Annotated in this window: 10 protein-coding genes; 4 read left to right on the forward strand and 6 right to left on the reverse strand. The window is 68.4% G+C overall.

What is annotated here, in order from left to right; all coding sequences use genetic code 11:
• Both dnaA and DOL89_RS00010 read left to right on the forward strand, forming a co-directional pair.
• A complete protein-coding gene (gene dnaA, locus DOL89_RS00005; RefSeq protein ID WP_119677301.1) occupies positions 1 to 1,455 on the forward strand; it encodes a chromosomal replication initiator protein DnaA in 1,455 nt (484 codons plus the stop codon).
• A 20-nt stretch (positions 1,456 to 1,475) separates the two neighbouring features.
• Positions 1,476 to 1,811: an antibiotic biosynthesis monooxygenase family protein gene (locus DOL89_RS00010; protein ID WP_119677302.1), complete on the forward strand. Its 336-nt coding sequence runs from the start codon at positions 1,476 to 1,478 to the stop codon at positions 1,809 to 1,811.
• 79 nt (positions 1,812 to 1,890) lie between these two features.
• Here DOL89_RS00010 and DOL89_RS00015 read toward each other — a convergent pair whose 3' ends face one another.
• Positions 1,891 to 2,211 carry a hypothetical protein gene (locus DOL89_RS00015; protein ID WP_119677303.1) on the reverse strand — a complete coding sequence of 107 codons (321 nt, stop codon included), beginning with the start codon at positions 2,209 to 2,211 and terminating at the stop codon, positions 1,891 to 1,893.
• Between the two features lie 279 nt (positions 2,212 to 2,490).
• Here DOL89_RS00015 and addA point away from each other — a divergent pair, with 279 nt between their 5' ends.
• Positions 2,491 to 6,033, forward strand: coding sequence for a double-strand break repair helicase AddA (gene addA / locus DOL89_RS00020; RefSeq protein ID WP_119677304.1), 3,543 nt, complete (start codon positions 2,491 to 2,493; stop codon positions 6,031 to 6,033).
• 333 nt (positions 6,034 to 6,366) lie between these two features.
• A complete protein-coding gene (locus DOL89_RS00025; RefSeq protein ID WP_162937240.1) occupies positions 6,367 to 7,485 on the forward strand; it encodes an acyltransferase family protein in 1,119 nt (372 codons plus the stop codon).
• Between the two features lie 11 nt (positions 7,486 to 7,496).
• Here DOL89_RS00025 and DOL89_RS25420 read toward each other — a convergent pair whose 3' ends face one another.
• The 5 genes from DOL89_RS25420 to ahcY form a co-directional block, all read right to left on the reverse strand.
• Positions 7,497 to 7,901 carry a Smr/MutS family protein gene (locus DOL89_RS25420; protein WP_119677306.1) on the reverse strand — a complete coding sequence of 135 codons (405 nt, stop codon included), beginning with the start codon at positions 7,899 to 7,901 and terminating at the stop codon, positions 7,497 to 7,499.
• A 223-nt stretch (positions 7,902 to 8,124) separates the two neighbouring features.
• Entirely contained in the window at positions 8,125 to 10,257 is a 2,133-nt protein-coding gene (locus DOL89_RS25430) for a LutB/LldF family L-lactate oxidation iron-sulfur protein (protein ID WP_205574605.1), read from the reverse strand.
• Positions 10,254 to 11,084: a (Fe-S)-binding protein gene (locus tag DOL89_RS00045; RefSeq protein ID WP_119677308.1), complete on the reverse strand. Its 831-nt coding sequence runs from the start codon at positions 11,082 to 11,084 to the stop codon at positions 10,254 to 10,256. The genes DOL89_RS25430 and DOL89_RS00045 overlap by 4 nt, the downstream gene beginning before the upstream one ends.
• Positions 11,085 to 11,185: 101 nt before the next feature.
• Entirely contained in the window at positions 11,186 to 13,645 is a 2,460-nt protein-coding gene (locus tag DOL89_RS00050) for a PAS domain-containing sensor histidine kinase (RefSeq protein ID WP_119677309.1), read from the reverse strand.
• Positions 13,646 to 13,756: 111 nt separating this feature from the next.
• Positions 13,757 to 15,058: an adenosylhomocysteinase gene (ahcY, locus tag DOL89_RS00055; protein WP_119677310.1), complete on the reverse strand. Its 1,302-nt coding sequence runs from the start codon at positions 15,056 to 15,058 to the stop codon at positions 13,757 to 13,759.
• Positions 15,059 to 15,167: the final 109 nt, after the last annotated feature.

Here is a 15,167-nt window from a genome sequence, read left to right on the forward strand (position 1 = left end):
ATGTCGGTACAGGGCACGTTGGACCAACAATGGGCGCGAATCCGCGGGCGCCTGAAGGAAGAGGTGGGCGAGACCGCCTACCGGAGCTGGCTGAAGCCGCTCACGGTCGCCGACCTGCAGCAGGGACAGATTCGGATCGTGGTCCCGACCCGCTTTATGCGGGACTGGATTCGCACCCACTACGCCGACCGTATCCGCGCCCTCTGGTCCGGTGAGAATCCGGGCGTCCAGTCCGTCGAGATCGTTGTCGCCGCCAGCCAGAAGGTGGAGCCGGCCCCGGCCGCCATCGCCAATGACGACTCGGCCCGCCCCGCGCCCGCCCGCCTGGATGCCGAAGTTCCCCGCGCCGAGTTCACCCGTTCCGACCTGCCCCGTCCGGATACCGTGACCGAAGCCGCCGCCGCGGCGGTGACGGAGGAGCGGACGGACGATCTGTCGGCCCCGCTGGACCCGCGCTTCACCTTCGAGAATTTCGTCGTCGGCAAGCCGAACGAGCTGGCCTTCGCCGCCGCCCGCCGGGTGGCCGACGCCAGTGCGGTGACCTTCAACCCGCTGTTCCTCTATGGCGGCGTCGGGCTCGGCAAGACCCACCTGATGCATGCCATCGCCTGGCATATCCGCCGCAAGGACCCGTCGCGCCGGGTGATCTACCTCTCGGCCGAAAAGTTCATGTACCAGTTCATCCGCGCACTCCGGTACAAGGACACGATGGCGTTCAAGGAGCAGTTCCGCTCCGTGGACGTGCTGATGATCGACGACGTCCAGTTCATCAGCGGCAAGGACTCCACGCAGGAGGAGTTCTTCCACACCTTCAATGCCCTGGTGGACCAGAACCGTCAGGTCATCATCAGCGCGGACAAGAGCCCGTCCGACCTGGAAGGGATGGAGGAGCGGCTGCGCTCCCGCCTCGGCTGGGGCCTCGTCGCCGACATTCACCCCACCACCTACGAGCTGCGGCTGGGCATCCTCCAGTCCAAGGCCGACCAGATGGGCTCCCGCATCCCGCAGAAGGTGCTGGAATTCCTGGCCCACAAGATTTCCAGCAATGTGCGTGAGCTGGAAGGCGCGCTGAACCGCATCGTCGCCCATGCCGAGCTGGTAGGTCGCGCCATCACCCTGGAATCCACGCAGGAGGTGCTGCACGATCTGCTGCGCGCCTCCAACCGCCGGGTGACGATCGAGGAAATCCAGAAGAAGGTGGCGGAGCATTTCAACATCCGCCTCTCCGACATGAGCAGTGCCCGCCGCGCCCGCGCCGTGGCCCGCCCGCGTCAGGTGGCCATGTATCTGGCCAAGCAGCTCACCCAGCGCTCCCTGCCGGAGATCGGCCGCAAGTTCGGCGACCGCGACCACACCACCGTGATGCATGCCGTGAAGAAGGTGGAGGAACTCTGCGCCTCCGACCCCGCCTTCGCCGAGGATGTCGAACTGCTCCGCCGCATGCTGGAGGGGTGAGGGACTCCGGGCCAAGTGACATGATCGCCAGCACGCCCGTCCCGCCCTACTACGCGGTGATCTTCACCAGTACCCGTACCGACATCGACGATGGCTATGCCGAGACGGCGGAGTTGATGGTGCGGATGGCGGAGCGGCAGCCCGGATATCTGGGGCACGAATCCGTGCGCGACGGGGCGGCGCAGGGGCGGCCGGGCATCACCGTGTCCTACTGGCGCGATCTCGACTCGATCCGGACCTGGAAACAGGTGATGGAGCATGCCGTGGCCCAGGGGCACGGCCGGCGCGACTGGTACAGCGCTTACAAGACCCGCATCGCCCTGGTGGAGCGCGATTACGGTTTCGAGCGCGGCTGAGCAGGACGGGCTGCCGCAATGCAAAAGGCCCGGCGGAGCTGCCTCCGCCGGGCCTTGCCGCGAGTCGGGCGGAAACCGGTCAGCCGCGGGACTTGAAGGCGCGAAGCTGCTTGTTGAAGTCGGCAGCCAACTTCTCCATCCGCTCGCTCGCCTCGTTGTAGCGCTTCGTGAAGTCGCTGGTCGTGCGGCCGCGGGACTCGGCCTCCAGGCAGCCCAGGAACTCCTGGGTCTCGGTCAGATAACTCTTCACCGCCTGCTGGGCGGCGACCATCTCGGCATCGGTGGCGCTGGCGCCATCCGGGATCTGCGGGGCGGAGCTCAGGGTGCATTCGGCCATGGCGGTGGCCGGAGCGATGAACAGGGCGGCAGCCAGAAGAGCGGTGCGGAGGGTGGTGGTCATCAGCCGTAAACCATGCGTTGGGAGGTCATGCCGGGATCGGACCCCGGCCAGTAGGAGGTCAAGTCGACCATCTCACACAAGACCGTATGGCAAAATAGAAAGTGTTATTGCAGTGCGAAATGTCTCCGGTGCGGAGCATTTGCATAGAATGCTATCTAATAGCCGGGACATCGGCAGTCGTGGGGTGCGTCCTCCCAGCCCGGTCCGGCCTGCGCCTGCTTGTCTCTGGACCCCGGTCCCTGCCACCCGCTACCCTGGCGGCCATAAAAAGGGAACCTCATGACGCTCATTGACATCAGCCCGGAGCTGCCGGCTCCGGTGCCGACCGATCCCAATGTGCTGCAACGCCGCGCCTCGGGGCCGGACAGCTCCGTCTGGGTGGGGGCGTCGGCGGGGACCGGCAAGACCAAGGTGCTGACCGACCGGGTATTGCGGCTGATGCTGGCCGGCACCGATCCGGGCCGCATCCTCTGCCTGACCTTCACCAAGGCGGCAGCGGCGGAGATGTCGAACCGCATCGCCGACCGGCTGGCGAAATGGGCGGTGCAGCCCGATGCGGAACTGCGGGACAATCTGCACGCCCTGACCGGCGTGGTGGCGACGACGGAGCAGGTCACCGCCGCCCGCCGCCTGTTCGCCCGGGTGCTGGACGCCCCCGGCGGCATGAAGATCCAGACCATCCACAGCTTCTGCCAGTCGCTGTTGCGCCGATTCCCGCTGGAAGCCGGGCTCACCCCCAACTTCGAGGTGATGGACGACCGCACGGCGGCGGAGCTGCTGGACGAGGTCCGCGCCGACATGCTGGCCAAGGCCCGGTTCGAGCCGGACTGCGATCTGGGCCAAGCCGTGGCCCGGCTGGCGGCGGCTCTGTCGGAGGATGAGTTCGGCAAGCTGCTGCAGGACATCACCACCGAGCGCGGGCGCGTCCGCCGCATCCTGGACGCCCATGGCGGGCTGGACGCCACAGTGGAGGCGGTTTTCCGCTTCCTGAAGGTGGGCCGGGATGAGACCGAGGAGACGGTCGTCAAGGAGGCCTGCCGCGAGGGGGCCTTCGACGACCGGCTGCTGCGCGACGCCTGCCGCGTCCTGTCCACCAGCGGAAAGACGGACGGGGAGCGGGGCATCGCCATCCAGGCCTGGCTGGACCGGGCGGAAAACCGCACCGCCACCTTCCGCGACTATGCAGGCGCCTTCCTGACCAAGGAGGGGGAGCCGCGCAAGGCCCTGATGGGCAAGAAGATCGCGGATGCCAACCCCCATCTGCTGGACTGTCTGGCGGCGGAGGCGGTGCGGCTTCAGAAGGTGCTGGAGCGGGTGCGTTGCGTCACCGTGGCCCGGAGCACCGGCGCGCTGCTGACCCTGGCCGAAGCGCTGCTGACCGGTTACGAGGCCGCCAAGCGCTCGCGGGCCCAGCTCGATTTCGACGATTTGATCCTGCGCGCCGCCCGCCTGCTGACGGAGGATGCGCGGAGCGGGGCCTGCGCCTGGGTGCTGTTCAAGCTGGATGGCGGCCTGGACCACATCCTGGTGGATGAGGCGCAGGACACCAATCCCGAACAGTGGGACGTGGTGAAGGCCATCGCGGAGGAGTTCTTCTCCGGCCAGGGCGCCGCGGCGGAGCGGATGCGCACCCTGTTCGTGGTGGGCGACGACAAGCAGTCCATTTTCAGCTTCCAGCGCGCCGACCCGGCCGAGTTCCTGCGCATGCGCGGCCATTTCGAAGGGCGGGTGCAGGCGGCGGAGAAGGACTGGCAGGGCATCGACCTCCAGATCAGCTTCCGCTCCGTCGGGGCCGTGCTGAAGGCGGTGGACGAGGTGTTCCGGCTGGACGCCGCCCGCGATGGCGTCATCGAGCCCGGCAAGGAGGTGCGCCACATCCCCTTCCGCCGGCAGATGGCGGGGCAGGTGGAGCTGTGGCCGGTGGTTCAGCCCCAGGACAAGCCGGAGCCGGAGAACTGGGCCCCGCCCTTGTCGCGGGAGCAGCAGGACCAGCCCATGGCCCGGCTGGCCACCGTGATCGCCGACCAGATCGCCCAGTGGCTGCGCGACGGGGAGAAGCTGCCGGCCCGCGGCCGGGCGCTGCGCCCCGGCGACATCATGGTGCTGGTGCGTCGGCGCAACGCCTTCGTCCAGCATCTGGTGCGCGCGCTGAAGGACCGGGACGTTCCGGTGGCCGGCGTGGACCGCATGGTGCTGACCCAGCAACTGGCCGTCCAGGATTTGATGGCGCTGGGCCAGTTCCTGCTGCTGCCGGAAGACGACCTCACCCTGGCCACTGTGCTGAAATCGCCGCTGATCGGGCTGACGGAGGAGGAGCTGTTCCAGGTGGCCTGGAACCGCAAGGGCCATCTCTGGCCGGCGCTGATCCACAAGGCACGGGCGGAGGGGCCGGACAGCCGCTTCGCCGAGGCGCAGCGCTATCTGGCCGGACTGATGAGCGAGACCGACTACCGCGCCCCGTTCGAGCTGTTCGCGGGCGTGCTGTCCCGGCCTTGCCCCGCCGATCCGGAGACGGAGCAGGGCGGCGGGTCGGGCCGGCGCGCCATCCTGGCAAGGTTGGGGGCGGAGGCCGTGGACCCGCTGGACGAATTCCTGGCGGCGGCCCTGCTGTTCGAGCGGGAGCATGTGCCCTCCCTCCAGATCTTCCTGAACTGGATGGCGGCCTCGGAAGCCGAGGTGAAGCGTGAGCTGGACACCGGCGGCGGCCATGGCAGCGGGCGGGTGCGCATCATGACCGTCCACGGCTCCAAGGGCCTCCAGGCCCCGCTGGTGATCCTGCCGGACACGATGGGGGAGCCGGACCAGAGCCCGCGCATCCTCTGGCCCGACGGGATCGGAGGCCGGAACGTGCCGCTCTACGCCCCGCGCCGGACCATGGAGGACGGGGCCTGCCAGGCCGCCCGCGCCGCGGCCGACGCCCGCCGGGACCAGGAATACCGCCGCCTGCTCTATGTCGCCCTGACCCGGGCGGAGGACCGGCTGATCCTCTGCGGCTGGGACGGGCAGCGGAAATCCGGCGGACCGGGCTGCTGGTACCGGCTGGCGGAAACCGCCTTGCAGGAGATCGCGGACAGCCGCGACTACCAGTTCACGCTGGTCTCCCCCGCCGGCTGGGACGGGCCGGGGCTGGTCCTGTCCGAGCCCCAGGTGGTTCCACCCAAGCCGGACCATCTGGATTTGGATGAGGAGAAGGAAGCGGAGCCGGTGCCGGACTGGGCGCGGGCCGGCGCCCCCAGCGAGCCGACGCCCACCCGTCCGCTCACCCCCTCGCGCCCCGACAAGGCGGAACCGTCGGTGCGCTCGCCTCTAGGGCCGGATGACGGGCTGGGCTTCAAGCGCGGCAACCTGATCCACAAGCTGTTGCAGATCCTGCCCGACATGCCGGCGGCGCGCTGGCGGGAGGCCGCCGAGGGCTGGCTGGCCCGCCCGGCCCACGGGCTGACGCCGGAGCAGCAGGCGGAGATCGCATCGGAAACGCTGGCGGTGCTCACCGATCCGCGCTTCGCCGATCTGTTCGCCCCCGGCAGCCGGGCGGAGGTGCCCATCGTCGGCATGGTGGGCGGCCGCGTGCTGTCCGGCCAGATCGACCGGCTGGTGGTCACGGATGCCGCCGTGCTGATCGTGGACTACAAGACCAACCGCCCCCCGCCGGTGCGGGAGGAGGATGTGCCGGAGATCTATCTGGAGCAGATGGCCGCCTATCGCGCCGCGGTGCAGCGCATCTATGCGGACAAGCCGATCCGCTGCCTGCTGCTCTGGACCGACGGCCCCTACACGATGGAGCTGACCCCCGCCCGGCTGGACGCGCACGCGCCGGGGTGAGGAGCCACTCCGGGCGGGATCGGCCCTTCGTCCTGTCCATAAAGTGACGTCCATGAAGCAGTGCCCACTGCGTGCGGGCTGCCTCACCCCGCCCGGCTGAATTCATCAAATGCGGCCCTAATTCTTCTGATTTGTGGCTGAACCTCCGCACCCATGAGCAGAGTGGTGTCGGAAACAGCGCAATCAGAAGGCGGCTGCGTTAGGGGGCGGTGCGGGCGGTGCTGGGTGTACAGCCATCCGCCTGCCTCCCGGATCGGAAGCCGCCCCGAAGCGCACCCGGTCGGGCAGTGTCGGCCTTTGCCCAAGGCCGGCCAACAGGGGGCGGCAGCGGTCATGAAACTCCATTCGCTTCAGGCACTGCGTGCGGCGGCGGCCATGCTGGTCGTGATCGATCATGCCATCCTGTTCCTCGTCTGGAACGGCGCGCTGCCCAGAGCCCCGTACGAGCACCTGGCCTGGTTCCTGGGCGGCCTGGGCGTCTATGTCTTCTTCGTCATCAGCGGCTTCATCATGATGCACGCCAGCGGCGACATGTTCGGCACCGGTGCGACGGGCCGGTTCCTGCTGAGGCGGGCCGTCAGGATCGTGCCGCTGTACTGGGCCGGCACCACCCTCATCATCATGCTTCGCATCCTGGAGGGGAATGCTCCCAGCCTCCATGAAGTCACGACATCCGTCGCCTTCATCACCGCGCCGAACGAGCAGGGCAAGTCGATGCGGCCACTCCTGGGCCAGGGCTGGACCCTGACCTACGAGGCGATGTTCTACGTCGTCTTCTCCGTAGGACTCGTCTTCCGCCGCCGTCTGGGATTGCCGCTGATCGTCGGCGGCCTCATTGCCGTCATCGGGCTCGGCACGCTGCACAAGCCATTGTCCGACACGTCGGGGGCGACGGACTGGGCCGCCTTCTACACCGATCCGATTCTGATCCTGTTCGCGGTGGGGATCGGGGTCCATGCGCTGTCCCGGCGTCTGCCGCCGCTGGGAAGCGGGGCGGCCCTGTCGCTGGCCGCCGTGACGATGGCAGCGGCCGTGCTGCTGTTCGTCAGTGCGATCCAGGCCTATCCGGTCAGCCTTTCCTGGACCCTGATCATCTTCGCCCTGGCCACGCTCTGCGTGCTGTTCGCCACGCTGGACCGGGATTCTGCCTGTGGGCGCTTCGGCGCGGCGCTGGGCCGGCTGGGGGATGCCTCCTACGCCGTTTATATCTTCCATTCCTTCGTGATCATGGTTGCCGGCCGGGTGCTGATGAAGATCGGCCTTCTGAACCCATGGATTTTCGTCCCGCTGATCATCGTCGCGAGCGGCGTGCTGGGACACCTGATCCACATCTATTTCGAAAAGCCGGTGATGAAGGTGCTGAACGGCTGGATCGAAAGGTGGGCAGCCGCGCGGAGGGCGGGCACGACCTCCACCGGTGCGGCCGTGTGGACCGGGGCGGCCCGGTCCTGAGGTGCCTGCCTCTACCGCACCCGCTTCAGGAATACGTACAGCGCCCCGGTTCCGCCATGCTGGGGCTGGGCCTGGTGGACGGCCAGCACCATGGGACGGAAGACAGGTTCGTTCAGCCAACGGGGCACGGCGCTGCGCAGCACGCCGCGCCCGTCATAGGACCGGTCCTCCGCCGGTGCGCCCTTGCCGGTGATGACCAGCAGCAGCCGACGGCCGGAACCGTAGCCGCCGCGCACAAAAGCCAGCAGGGCATCGTGCGCCCGGTCCTGGGTCATGCCGTGCAGGTCGATGCGTCCGTCGATGGGCATGCGACCGCGCCGTACCTTCTGGTCCGTGCGCTTGTCCAGCCCTGTCTTGGCTCCCAGCAGGGAAGGCGCCCTGTCCACCTTTACCGCCGCCTGGGTGCGCACCGGCATCGCCTCCGCCGGGTCGGGGGGAGGGCGGCCAGGGGGCGACGCTTGGGCTTCGGTTGGGGGGGCGGAGGTGCCGCGGCGGGCGGCTGTGCCGGAGGCGGCGCAGCTTCCACCACGGGAACGGTCTTCACCTCCGACTTGCGCCGCCGCTTCACCGGCTGGGCATCCGCAACGATCGTGCGCCAGAGCTGCAGCTCGGCGTCCGTCGGCGTGCGGCGGCGTCCGGTCATGACCCCTGGGGCGGCGCGTCGGCAGCCGAATCGACCAGCAGGATGTGCAACCGCCCCGGCCCATGCACATGGACCAGGGACGTCTGCTCGATATCGGCCGTGCGCGACGGGCCGGTGATGAAGTTCACTGCCCGCGGCATGCCAAGCCCCTTGGCCGCCTGCCGCTGGCGCAGCAGGTCCCATGCCTCCTCATAGCTGCCGACCACCCGGTCCACGGGCAGCACGACGATATGGGTGCCGGGAAGGAAGGACAGGGTCGGGCCGGCATCGTTGCCGCTTGCGCCGAACAGGGTTCCTGTCTCCGCGATACCCGCGATGGCCAGGGTGATGGTGGCCTGATCCTCCGGCTCGCCCCGGCCGAACGCCACTTCCAACGTGGGAAGGCCGCTCCAGTCCAGCGACTGAAGCTCAGGGTCCGGGGCGGCGCGCAGCCGGGCCGGCAGATTGTGGACGGACAGGTAGTCCGCCACGATCTGCGGGATGCGGCTTCGCTCCGGCACCCGCTCCACGCTGGCCGCCACCGCCTGGGCCATGCGGATGAACAGCTCCACCCGTTCGGCATGCGGAATCTGGCCGCGGGCCGGCAGCAGGTTGCGCGCATGGGCGGACAGACGCTGCTCCACCGCCGCGCGCGCCGCCGCCTCATCCCTCAGGTGCGATGCCGCCTTGCGGATTGCCCCCAGCACGCCGTCGCGGGCCGCGTTCGACTGCTCAGCCATTGCGGCGGCTCCGGTACTGTTCCTGGAAGGTGGGCCCCTGGGGGCCGGGAAGTCGCGGGTATCGGTCCAGCCGCCGGCCAGCGGCAGGGCCTTGAAGCGGCCCCGGCGCTTGCCCACCGCCGCCATGGCGCGTAGCCCGATATTCGCCGCCGCGGCATAGAGCGCCGGCCGCTTGGCGAACCAGCCCCAGACGCCGATGCCGTAGCGCATGGCCTTGGGCTGGAGATTCGCCTCGAACTCCTTCTCCCGCCAGTGGCGCATCAGCTTGGGCAAGGGGATGCGCACCGGGCAGACGCTCTCGCACCGGCCGCAGAAGGTGCTGGCGTTGGGCAGGTGTCCGGCCTCCTTCACGCCCAGGATGGCGGGATCAATCACACTGCCGATGGGACCGGGATAGACCCAGCCATAGGCGTGCCCGCCGACCGCATGATAGACCGGACAGTGGTTCATGCAGGCGCCGCAGCGGATGCAGCGCAGCACCTCCTGCATCTCCGTGCCCAGCAGGGCGCTGCGGCCATTGTCCAGCAGCACCACATGGTAATTCTCCGGCCCGTCGATATCGTCGGCGCGCTTCGGACCCGTGGAGAAGGTGGTGTAGCTGGTGAATTCCTGCCCCGTGGCCGACCGGGCCAGCAGGCGCAGCAGGGTGCTGGCATCCTCCAGCGTGGGGACAACCTTCTCGATGCTGGTCAGCACGATGTGGGTCTTGGGCAGGGACTGGGTCAGGTCGCCATTGCCCTCGTTCGTGACGATGACGGTGCTGCCGGTCTCCGCGATCAGGAAGTTGGCGCCGGTGATGCCGACATCGGCCTGCAGGAACTTGTTGCGCAGCCGCACACGCGCCTCGGTCAGCAGGTCGTTCGGCTCCGACAGGCGGCGGTCGGCGGGCAGGTCGGTGTGGACGCGGCGGAAATCGTCGGCCACCTGCTCCTTGGACAGGTGCAGGGCGGGGGCGATGATGTGGCTCGGCGCCTCGTTCCGGATCTGGAGGATATACTCGCCGAGGTCGGTCTCCACCACCTCCAGCCCGTCCTCCTGGAGCGAGGCGTTCAGGCCGATCTCCTCGCTCACCATGGATTTGCCCTTGGTGACGAGCCTGGCGTTCTTGGCCTTGCAGATGCCGCGGATGATGGACCGGGCCTCCTCGGCCGTGCGGGCCCAGTGCACATGGCCGCCGGCGGCCCGCACGTTCCGCTCGAACGTCTCCAGATACAGGTCCAGATGGGCCAGCGTGTGGTCCTTGATGGCCTTGCCGACGTCGCGCAGCGCCTCGAACTCCGGCAGCGCCGCCACGGCCTGGGCGCGCTTCATCGGGAATCCGGTCTTGAACTTGTTCAGCGCCCGCGTGAGCTGCGGGTCCTGCATGGCCCGGTGGGCATTGTCCTTGAAGGCGTGGGCGGTGGACTTCATTTCTTTTCCTCGCTCTCCCCGATCGGGGGTGCGGACAGGTCTCCGGCCAGCACCTCCGCCACATGGCGCACCTTCACCGTGCTGCCAAGCCGTTGCAGGCGGCCGGCCATGTTCATCAGGCAGCCCATGTCGCCCGCCAGCAGCATGTCCGCCCCGGTGGACTGGATGTTGCCGGCCTTGTCGCTGACCATCTTGGTGCTGATCTCGGGGTACTTGACGCAGAAGGTGCCGCCGAAGCCGCAGCAGACCTCCGCCTCCGGAAGTTCGGCCAGCTTCAGCCCCTCCACCCCGGCCAGAAGCTTGCGCGGCTGGGCCTTGACGCCCATCTCGCGCAGGCCGGCACAGCTGTCATGGTACGTGACGGTGCCCTGATAGGCGGCGTCCACCTTCTCCACCCCCATGATGTCGGTCAGGAAACTGACCAGCTCATGGGTGCGGCGGGAAAGGTGATGGGCGCGCAGGGCCCAGTCCGCATCGTCCTTGAACAGCTCCTGGTAATGCAGCCGCATCATCCCGGTGCAGGACCCGCTGGGACCGACCACATAGTCGCAGCCCTCGAACGCCTCGATCATGGCCTTGGCCAGCGCCTCGGTCGTGGCGCGGTCGCCGGCGTTCCAGGCCGGCTGGCCGCAGCAGGTCTGGCGCGGCACCACCACCTCGCAGCCGGCATCCTCCAGCAGCTTCACCGCGGCAAAGCCCACGCTGGGACGGAACAGGTCCACCAAGCAGGTCACCAGCAGCCCCACCTTGGGCGCCCGCCCGGCCGGTCTGCCGGACTGCCCGTCCGCCTGTTCCCGGCGCAGGGCCGATTGGTCGCGCACTTCCATCGCCGATCCGGTCCTTCTTTCGATACTGGCTTGGAAAATAGGCATTCCGGCGGGAGCGGGCAATGCGGCGCACCGCTGCATGCCCGGCGCATCGGTACTGCTCAGCCCGCGGCAGCCTCGCTTGCCCGCCCGCTCTCCTGCCGTTGCGGCAGCAGGCAGCGCACCACAGTGCCCTCGTCAGGCCGGCTCTCCATCTCCACGCGGCCGTTGTGCAGCTCGATGAAGCTCTTGACCAGCGACAGGCCCAGCCCGGCTCCGGTCTGGCGGGCGGGGTCTCCGCCCCGCTCGAACCGGTTGAAGACGCGGCTCTGGTCGGCCTTGGGAATGCCGACTCCGGTATCGGCCACGGACAGCACCACCTCGCCGTTGCGCAGGGCACCGTCCAGCGTGATGCGCCCGCCGGCCGGGGTGTAGCGGATTGCGTTGCTGATCAGGTTGAACAGCGCCTGTTTCAGCCGCTTCTCGTCCGCCTGCATGCGGATGCCGGTGGGGATGTTGACGCGCAGGTCCAGCGACTGCTTGCGGGCCCAATCGCGGGTCAGTGCCGCCACCGACTGGAGAAGCTGGCCCACATCCACCTCCTCCAGCTCCAACACCATGAAGCCGGCCTCGATGGTGGCGAGGTCCAGTATGTCGTTGACCAGCGCCAACAGCCGCCGCCCCGCCTCCAGCACGCCCTTGGCATATTCCATCTGCCTGGGGTTCAGCTCGCCGAAATACTGGTTATGCAGGATCTCGGCGAAGCCCATGATGGCGTTCAGCGGGGTGCGGAGCTGGTAGGAGACGTTGGCGATGAATTCGGATTTGAGCTGGTCGGCCGCCTCCAGCGCCTCATTGCTGGCGCGCAACGCCTGCTCCACCCGCACGGTATCGGTGACGTCGATGCAGCTGAACAGCACCGCCCCGTCAGGCAGGGGCACCTGCGTGTAGCGCAAAGACTGGCCGTTCCGCAGGAAAAGCTGCCCGGCATGTGCCGCGCGGTCCAGCAACCGGTTCACGATGTCCTGGCGCAGCTCTTCCCAGGGTTGTTCCCGTCGCTCCAGCAGGTCGCGGGCCTGTTCGATCACCTCCGACACGTGCGGCTCGCCCCACAGGACGGAGGCCGGCATGCCCCACAGCCGGGTGAAGGCCGGGTTGGAGAGCTTCAGCCGTCCATCGCCGCCGAACACGGCGATGCCTTCCGCCAGATTGTGCAGCGTCTCCTGCTGCACGGCCATCAGGGTGTTGTAGGAGGATTCCAGCGCCAGCGTGTGGGTCACATCCTCCAGCACGAACATCAGCCCGCCGAACGGATGCGGCACGATGAGCGAGCGCAGGGTGCGGCCGTCCGGCAGGTGTTCCAGCCCTTCCTCCGGCTCGATCAGGGCGGTGAAGAGGCCGAGGCGCTGTTTCTTCCACTTCAGGAAGTCCACCTCCTCCGTCAGCTTCCGCCGAGCGCGGAGGTCTTCCAGCACCTCGTCATAGGTGGGCTCGGTGCGCAGCCACGCGTCGTCCAGGTCCCACAGCCTCGCATAGGCGTGATTGAAGAAGCGCAGCCGGGTGTCGGCGCCGAAGATGGCGATGGCGGAGCCCAACTGCTCCAGCACCTCGCCATGGGCGGAGATGTGGCGTTCAAGCTCGTCCCGGACCGTGCGCTCCGAGGTGGTGTCCAGCGCGAAGCCCAGCGTCAGATCCTGCCCCGGCATTGGCCGCTCGGTCAGGACCAGCAAACGGCGGTCACCATCGACCACCATGTATCGGCCTTCGCTTTCCGGTCCGCCGGACCTGCCGGCCCTGGCGGCGATCTCCCGCGCCGGTTCGTTCAGGCCGGATGTCGGAAGCTCGATCCCCTCGGCCACGACCTGCTCCGGCGTGGCATCCAGGATGCGGGCGAAGGCCCGGTTGCACCAGACGATGGACAGGTCCGGCCCGCGCAGCCAGACCGGGATGGGCAGAACCTCCATCGCGTCGGTCAGGCGCTTGCGGCTTTCCTCCGCTTGGCTGCGTGCCTCCTCAAGGCGGGACTGCGTGGCGGCGCTGCCGGTCTCGTCGCGCAGCCACAGCACATGCAGCCTGTCGCCCTCCGGCAGTTCGGCAAGGTTGCCCGATGCCGCCAGGGTGCGGGAGCCGTCGGACAGGCGGACCGTGATGCGGAAGGGCTTTCCGGTCTCCTGAAGGTGCCGGAACGACCCGTGCAGTGCCGCGGCGTCGCTGGGGGCCAGCGCGGTCTCCACATCCTCCAGCCCGCGGACACGGGGCAGGTTCAGAAGATCGCAGACCCCGTCCGACACGGTCTGGAGCCCGCCGGGGCTCCACGCCAGCCAGGGATCGGGGGCGGCGGACAGCAGGGCGGTCAGGCGCTGGACCTCGGCCTGCGCCGCCCCCAGCCCGTGCCCGCTCCGCGCGGCGGCCTTGCGGACCCGCAGCAGCAGCAGGGCCAGGATCACGAGCAGCGCCGCGGCCACAGCCGCATGCAGGGCCGGAGGCAGGTGGATGCTGGACAGCGAAAGGAAGCAGAGCCCGGCCAAGCCAAGCCCCACCGCTCCGATGGCTGCCAGATATGCGCCGATCGCGGATTTCACGGGCCGGAGTTTAGGCACCCGCCACCCCCAAAAGCAAGGCGGCGCGCCACCGAAGCAGCGCGCCGCATGAAAAAGGCGCAGCCCTTCCGGGCTGCCCCATAACGGACCCGATCAGTAGCGGTAGTGGTCCGGCTTGAACGGGCCGGTCTTGTCCACGCCGATGTATTCGGCCTGCTTCGGGGTCAGCTCGGTCAGGTGCACGCCGATCTTGCCGAGATGCAGGCGGGCCACCTTCTCGTCCAGGTGCTTGGGCAGCACATAGACCTTGTTCTCGTAGCTCTGGTGGTTGGTCCACAGCTCGAGCTGGGCCAGCACCTGGTTGGTGAAGCTGGCAGACATCACGAAGCTGGGGTGGCCGGTGGCGCAGCCCAGATTGACCAGACGGCCCTTGGCCAGCACGATCAGGCGCTTGCCGTCGGGGAACACCACCTCGTCCACCTGCGGCTTCACCTCTTCCCACTGGTAGTTCCGCAGGGAGTCGATCTGGATCTCGCTGTCGAAGTGGCCGATGTTGCAGACGATGGCGCGGTCCTTCATGGCGCGCATGTGGTCCAGCGTGATCACGTCCACATTGCCGGTGGCGGTGACAAAGATGTCGCCGACCGGGGCGGCCTCTTCCATCGTGACCACCTGATAGCCCTGCATCGCGGCCTGCAGCGCGCAGATCGGGTCGATCTCGGTGACCAGGACGCGGGCGCCCTGGCTGCGCAGGCTGTCGGCGGATCCCTTGCCCACGTCGCCGAAGCCGGCGACCACGGCGACCTTGCCGGCCATCATGACGTCGGTGGCGCGGCGGATACCGTCCACCAGGGACTCGCGGCAGCCATACAGGTTGTCGAACTTGGACTTGGTGACGCTGTCGTTGACGTTGATGGCGGGGACCTTGAGGGTGCCCTTCTTCATCATCTCATACAGACGGTGCACGCCGGTGGTGGTCTCCTCCGACAGGCCGCGCACGTCCTTCAGCATCTCCGGATACTTGTCGTGCATGATCTGGGTGACGTCGCCGCCATCGTCCAGGATCATGTTCGGGGTCCAGCCGTCCGGCCCGCGCAGGGTCTGCTCGATGCACCACCAGAACTCCTCCTCCGTCTCGCCCTTCCAGGCGAAGACCGGGATGCCGGCGGCGGCGATGGCGGCGGCGGCCTGGTCCTGGGTGGAGAAGATGTTGCAGGAGGACCAGCGGACCGTGGCGCCCAGATAGGTCAGCGTCTCGATCAGCACGGCCGTCTGGATGGTCATGTGCAGGCATCCGACGATGCGCGCACCCTTCAGCGGCTGGGAGGCGCCATACTCCTCGCGCAGCGCCATCAGGCCCGGCATCTCGGTCTCGGCGATGGCGATCTCCTTCCGGCCCCAGCCGGCCAGGGAGATGTCCTTGACCTTGTAGTCGGTGAAGGAAGTAGCAGACATGACGACTCCTCGGGATCGGCGCCTTCCACGGCTGGGCCGGGCGGCGGGAGTGGGCGAACGAAAAGGGCGGGCACAGCAATGCCCCGCCCCGCTGCGGCAGGGTGTACCA

Origin of the sequence: Indioceanicola profundi, from assembly GCF_003568845.1 — a bacterium.
Taxonomy (GTDB): Bacteria; Pseudomonadota; Alphaproteobacteria; order Azospirillales; family Azospirillaceae; genus Indioceanicola; species Indioceanicola profundi.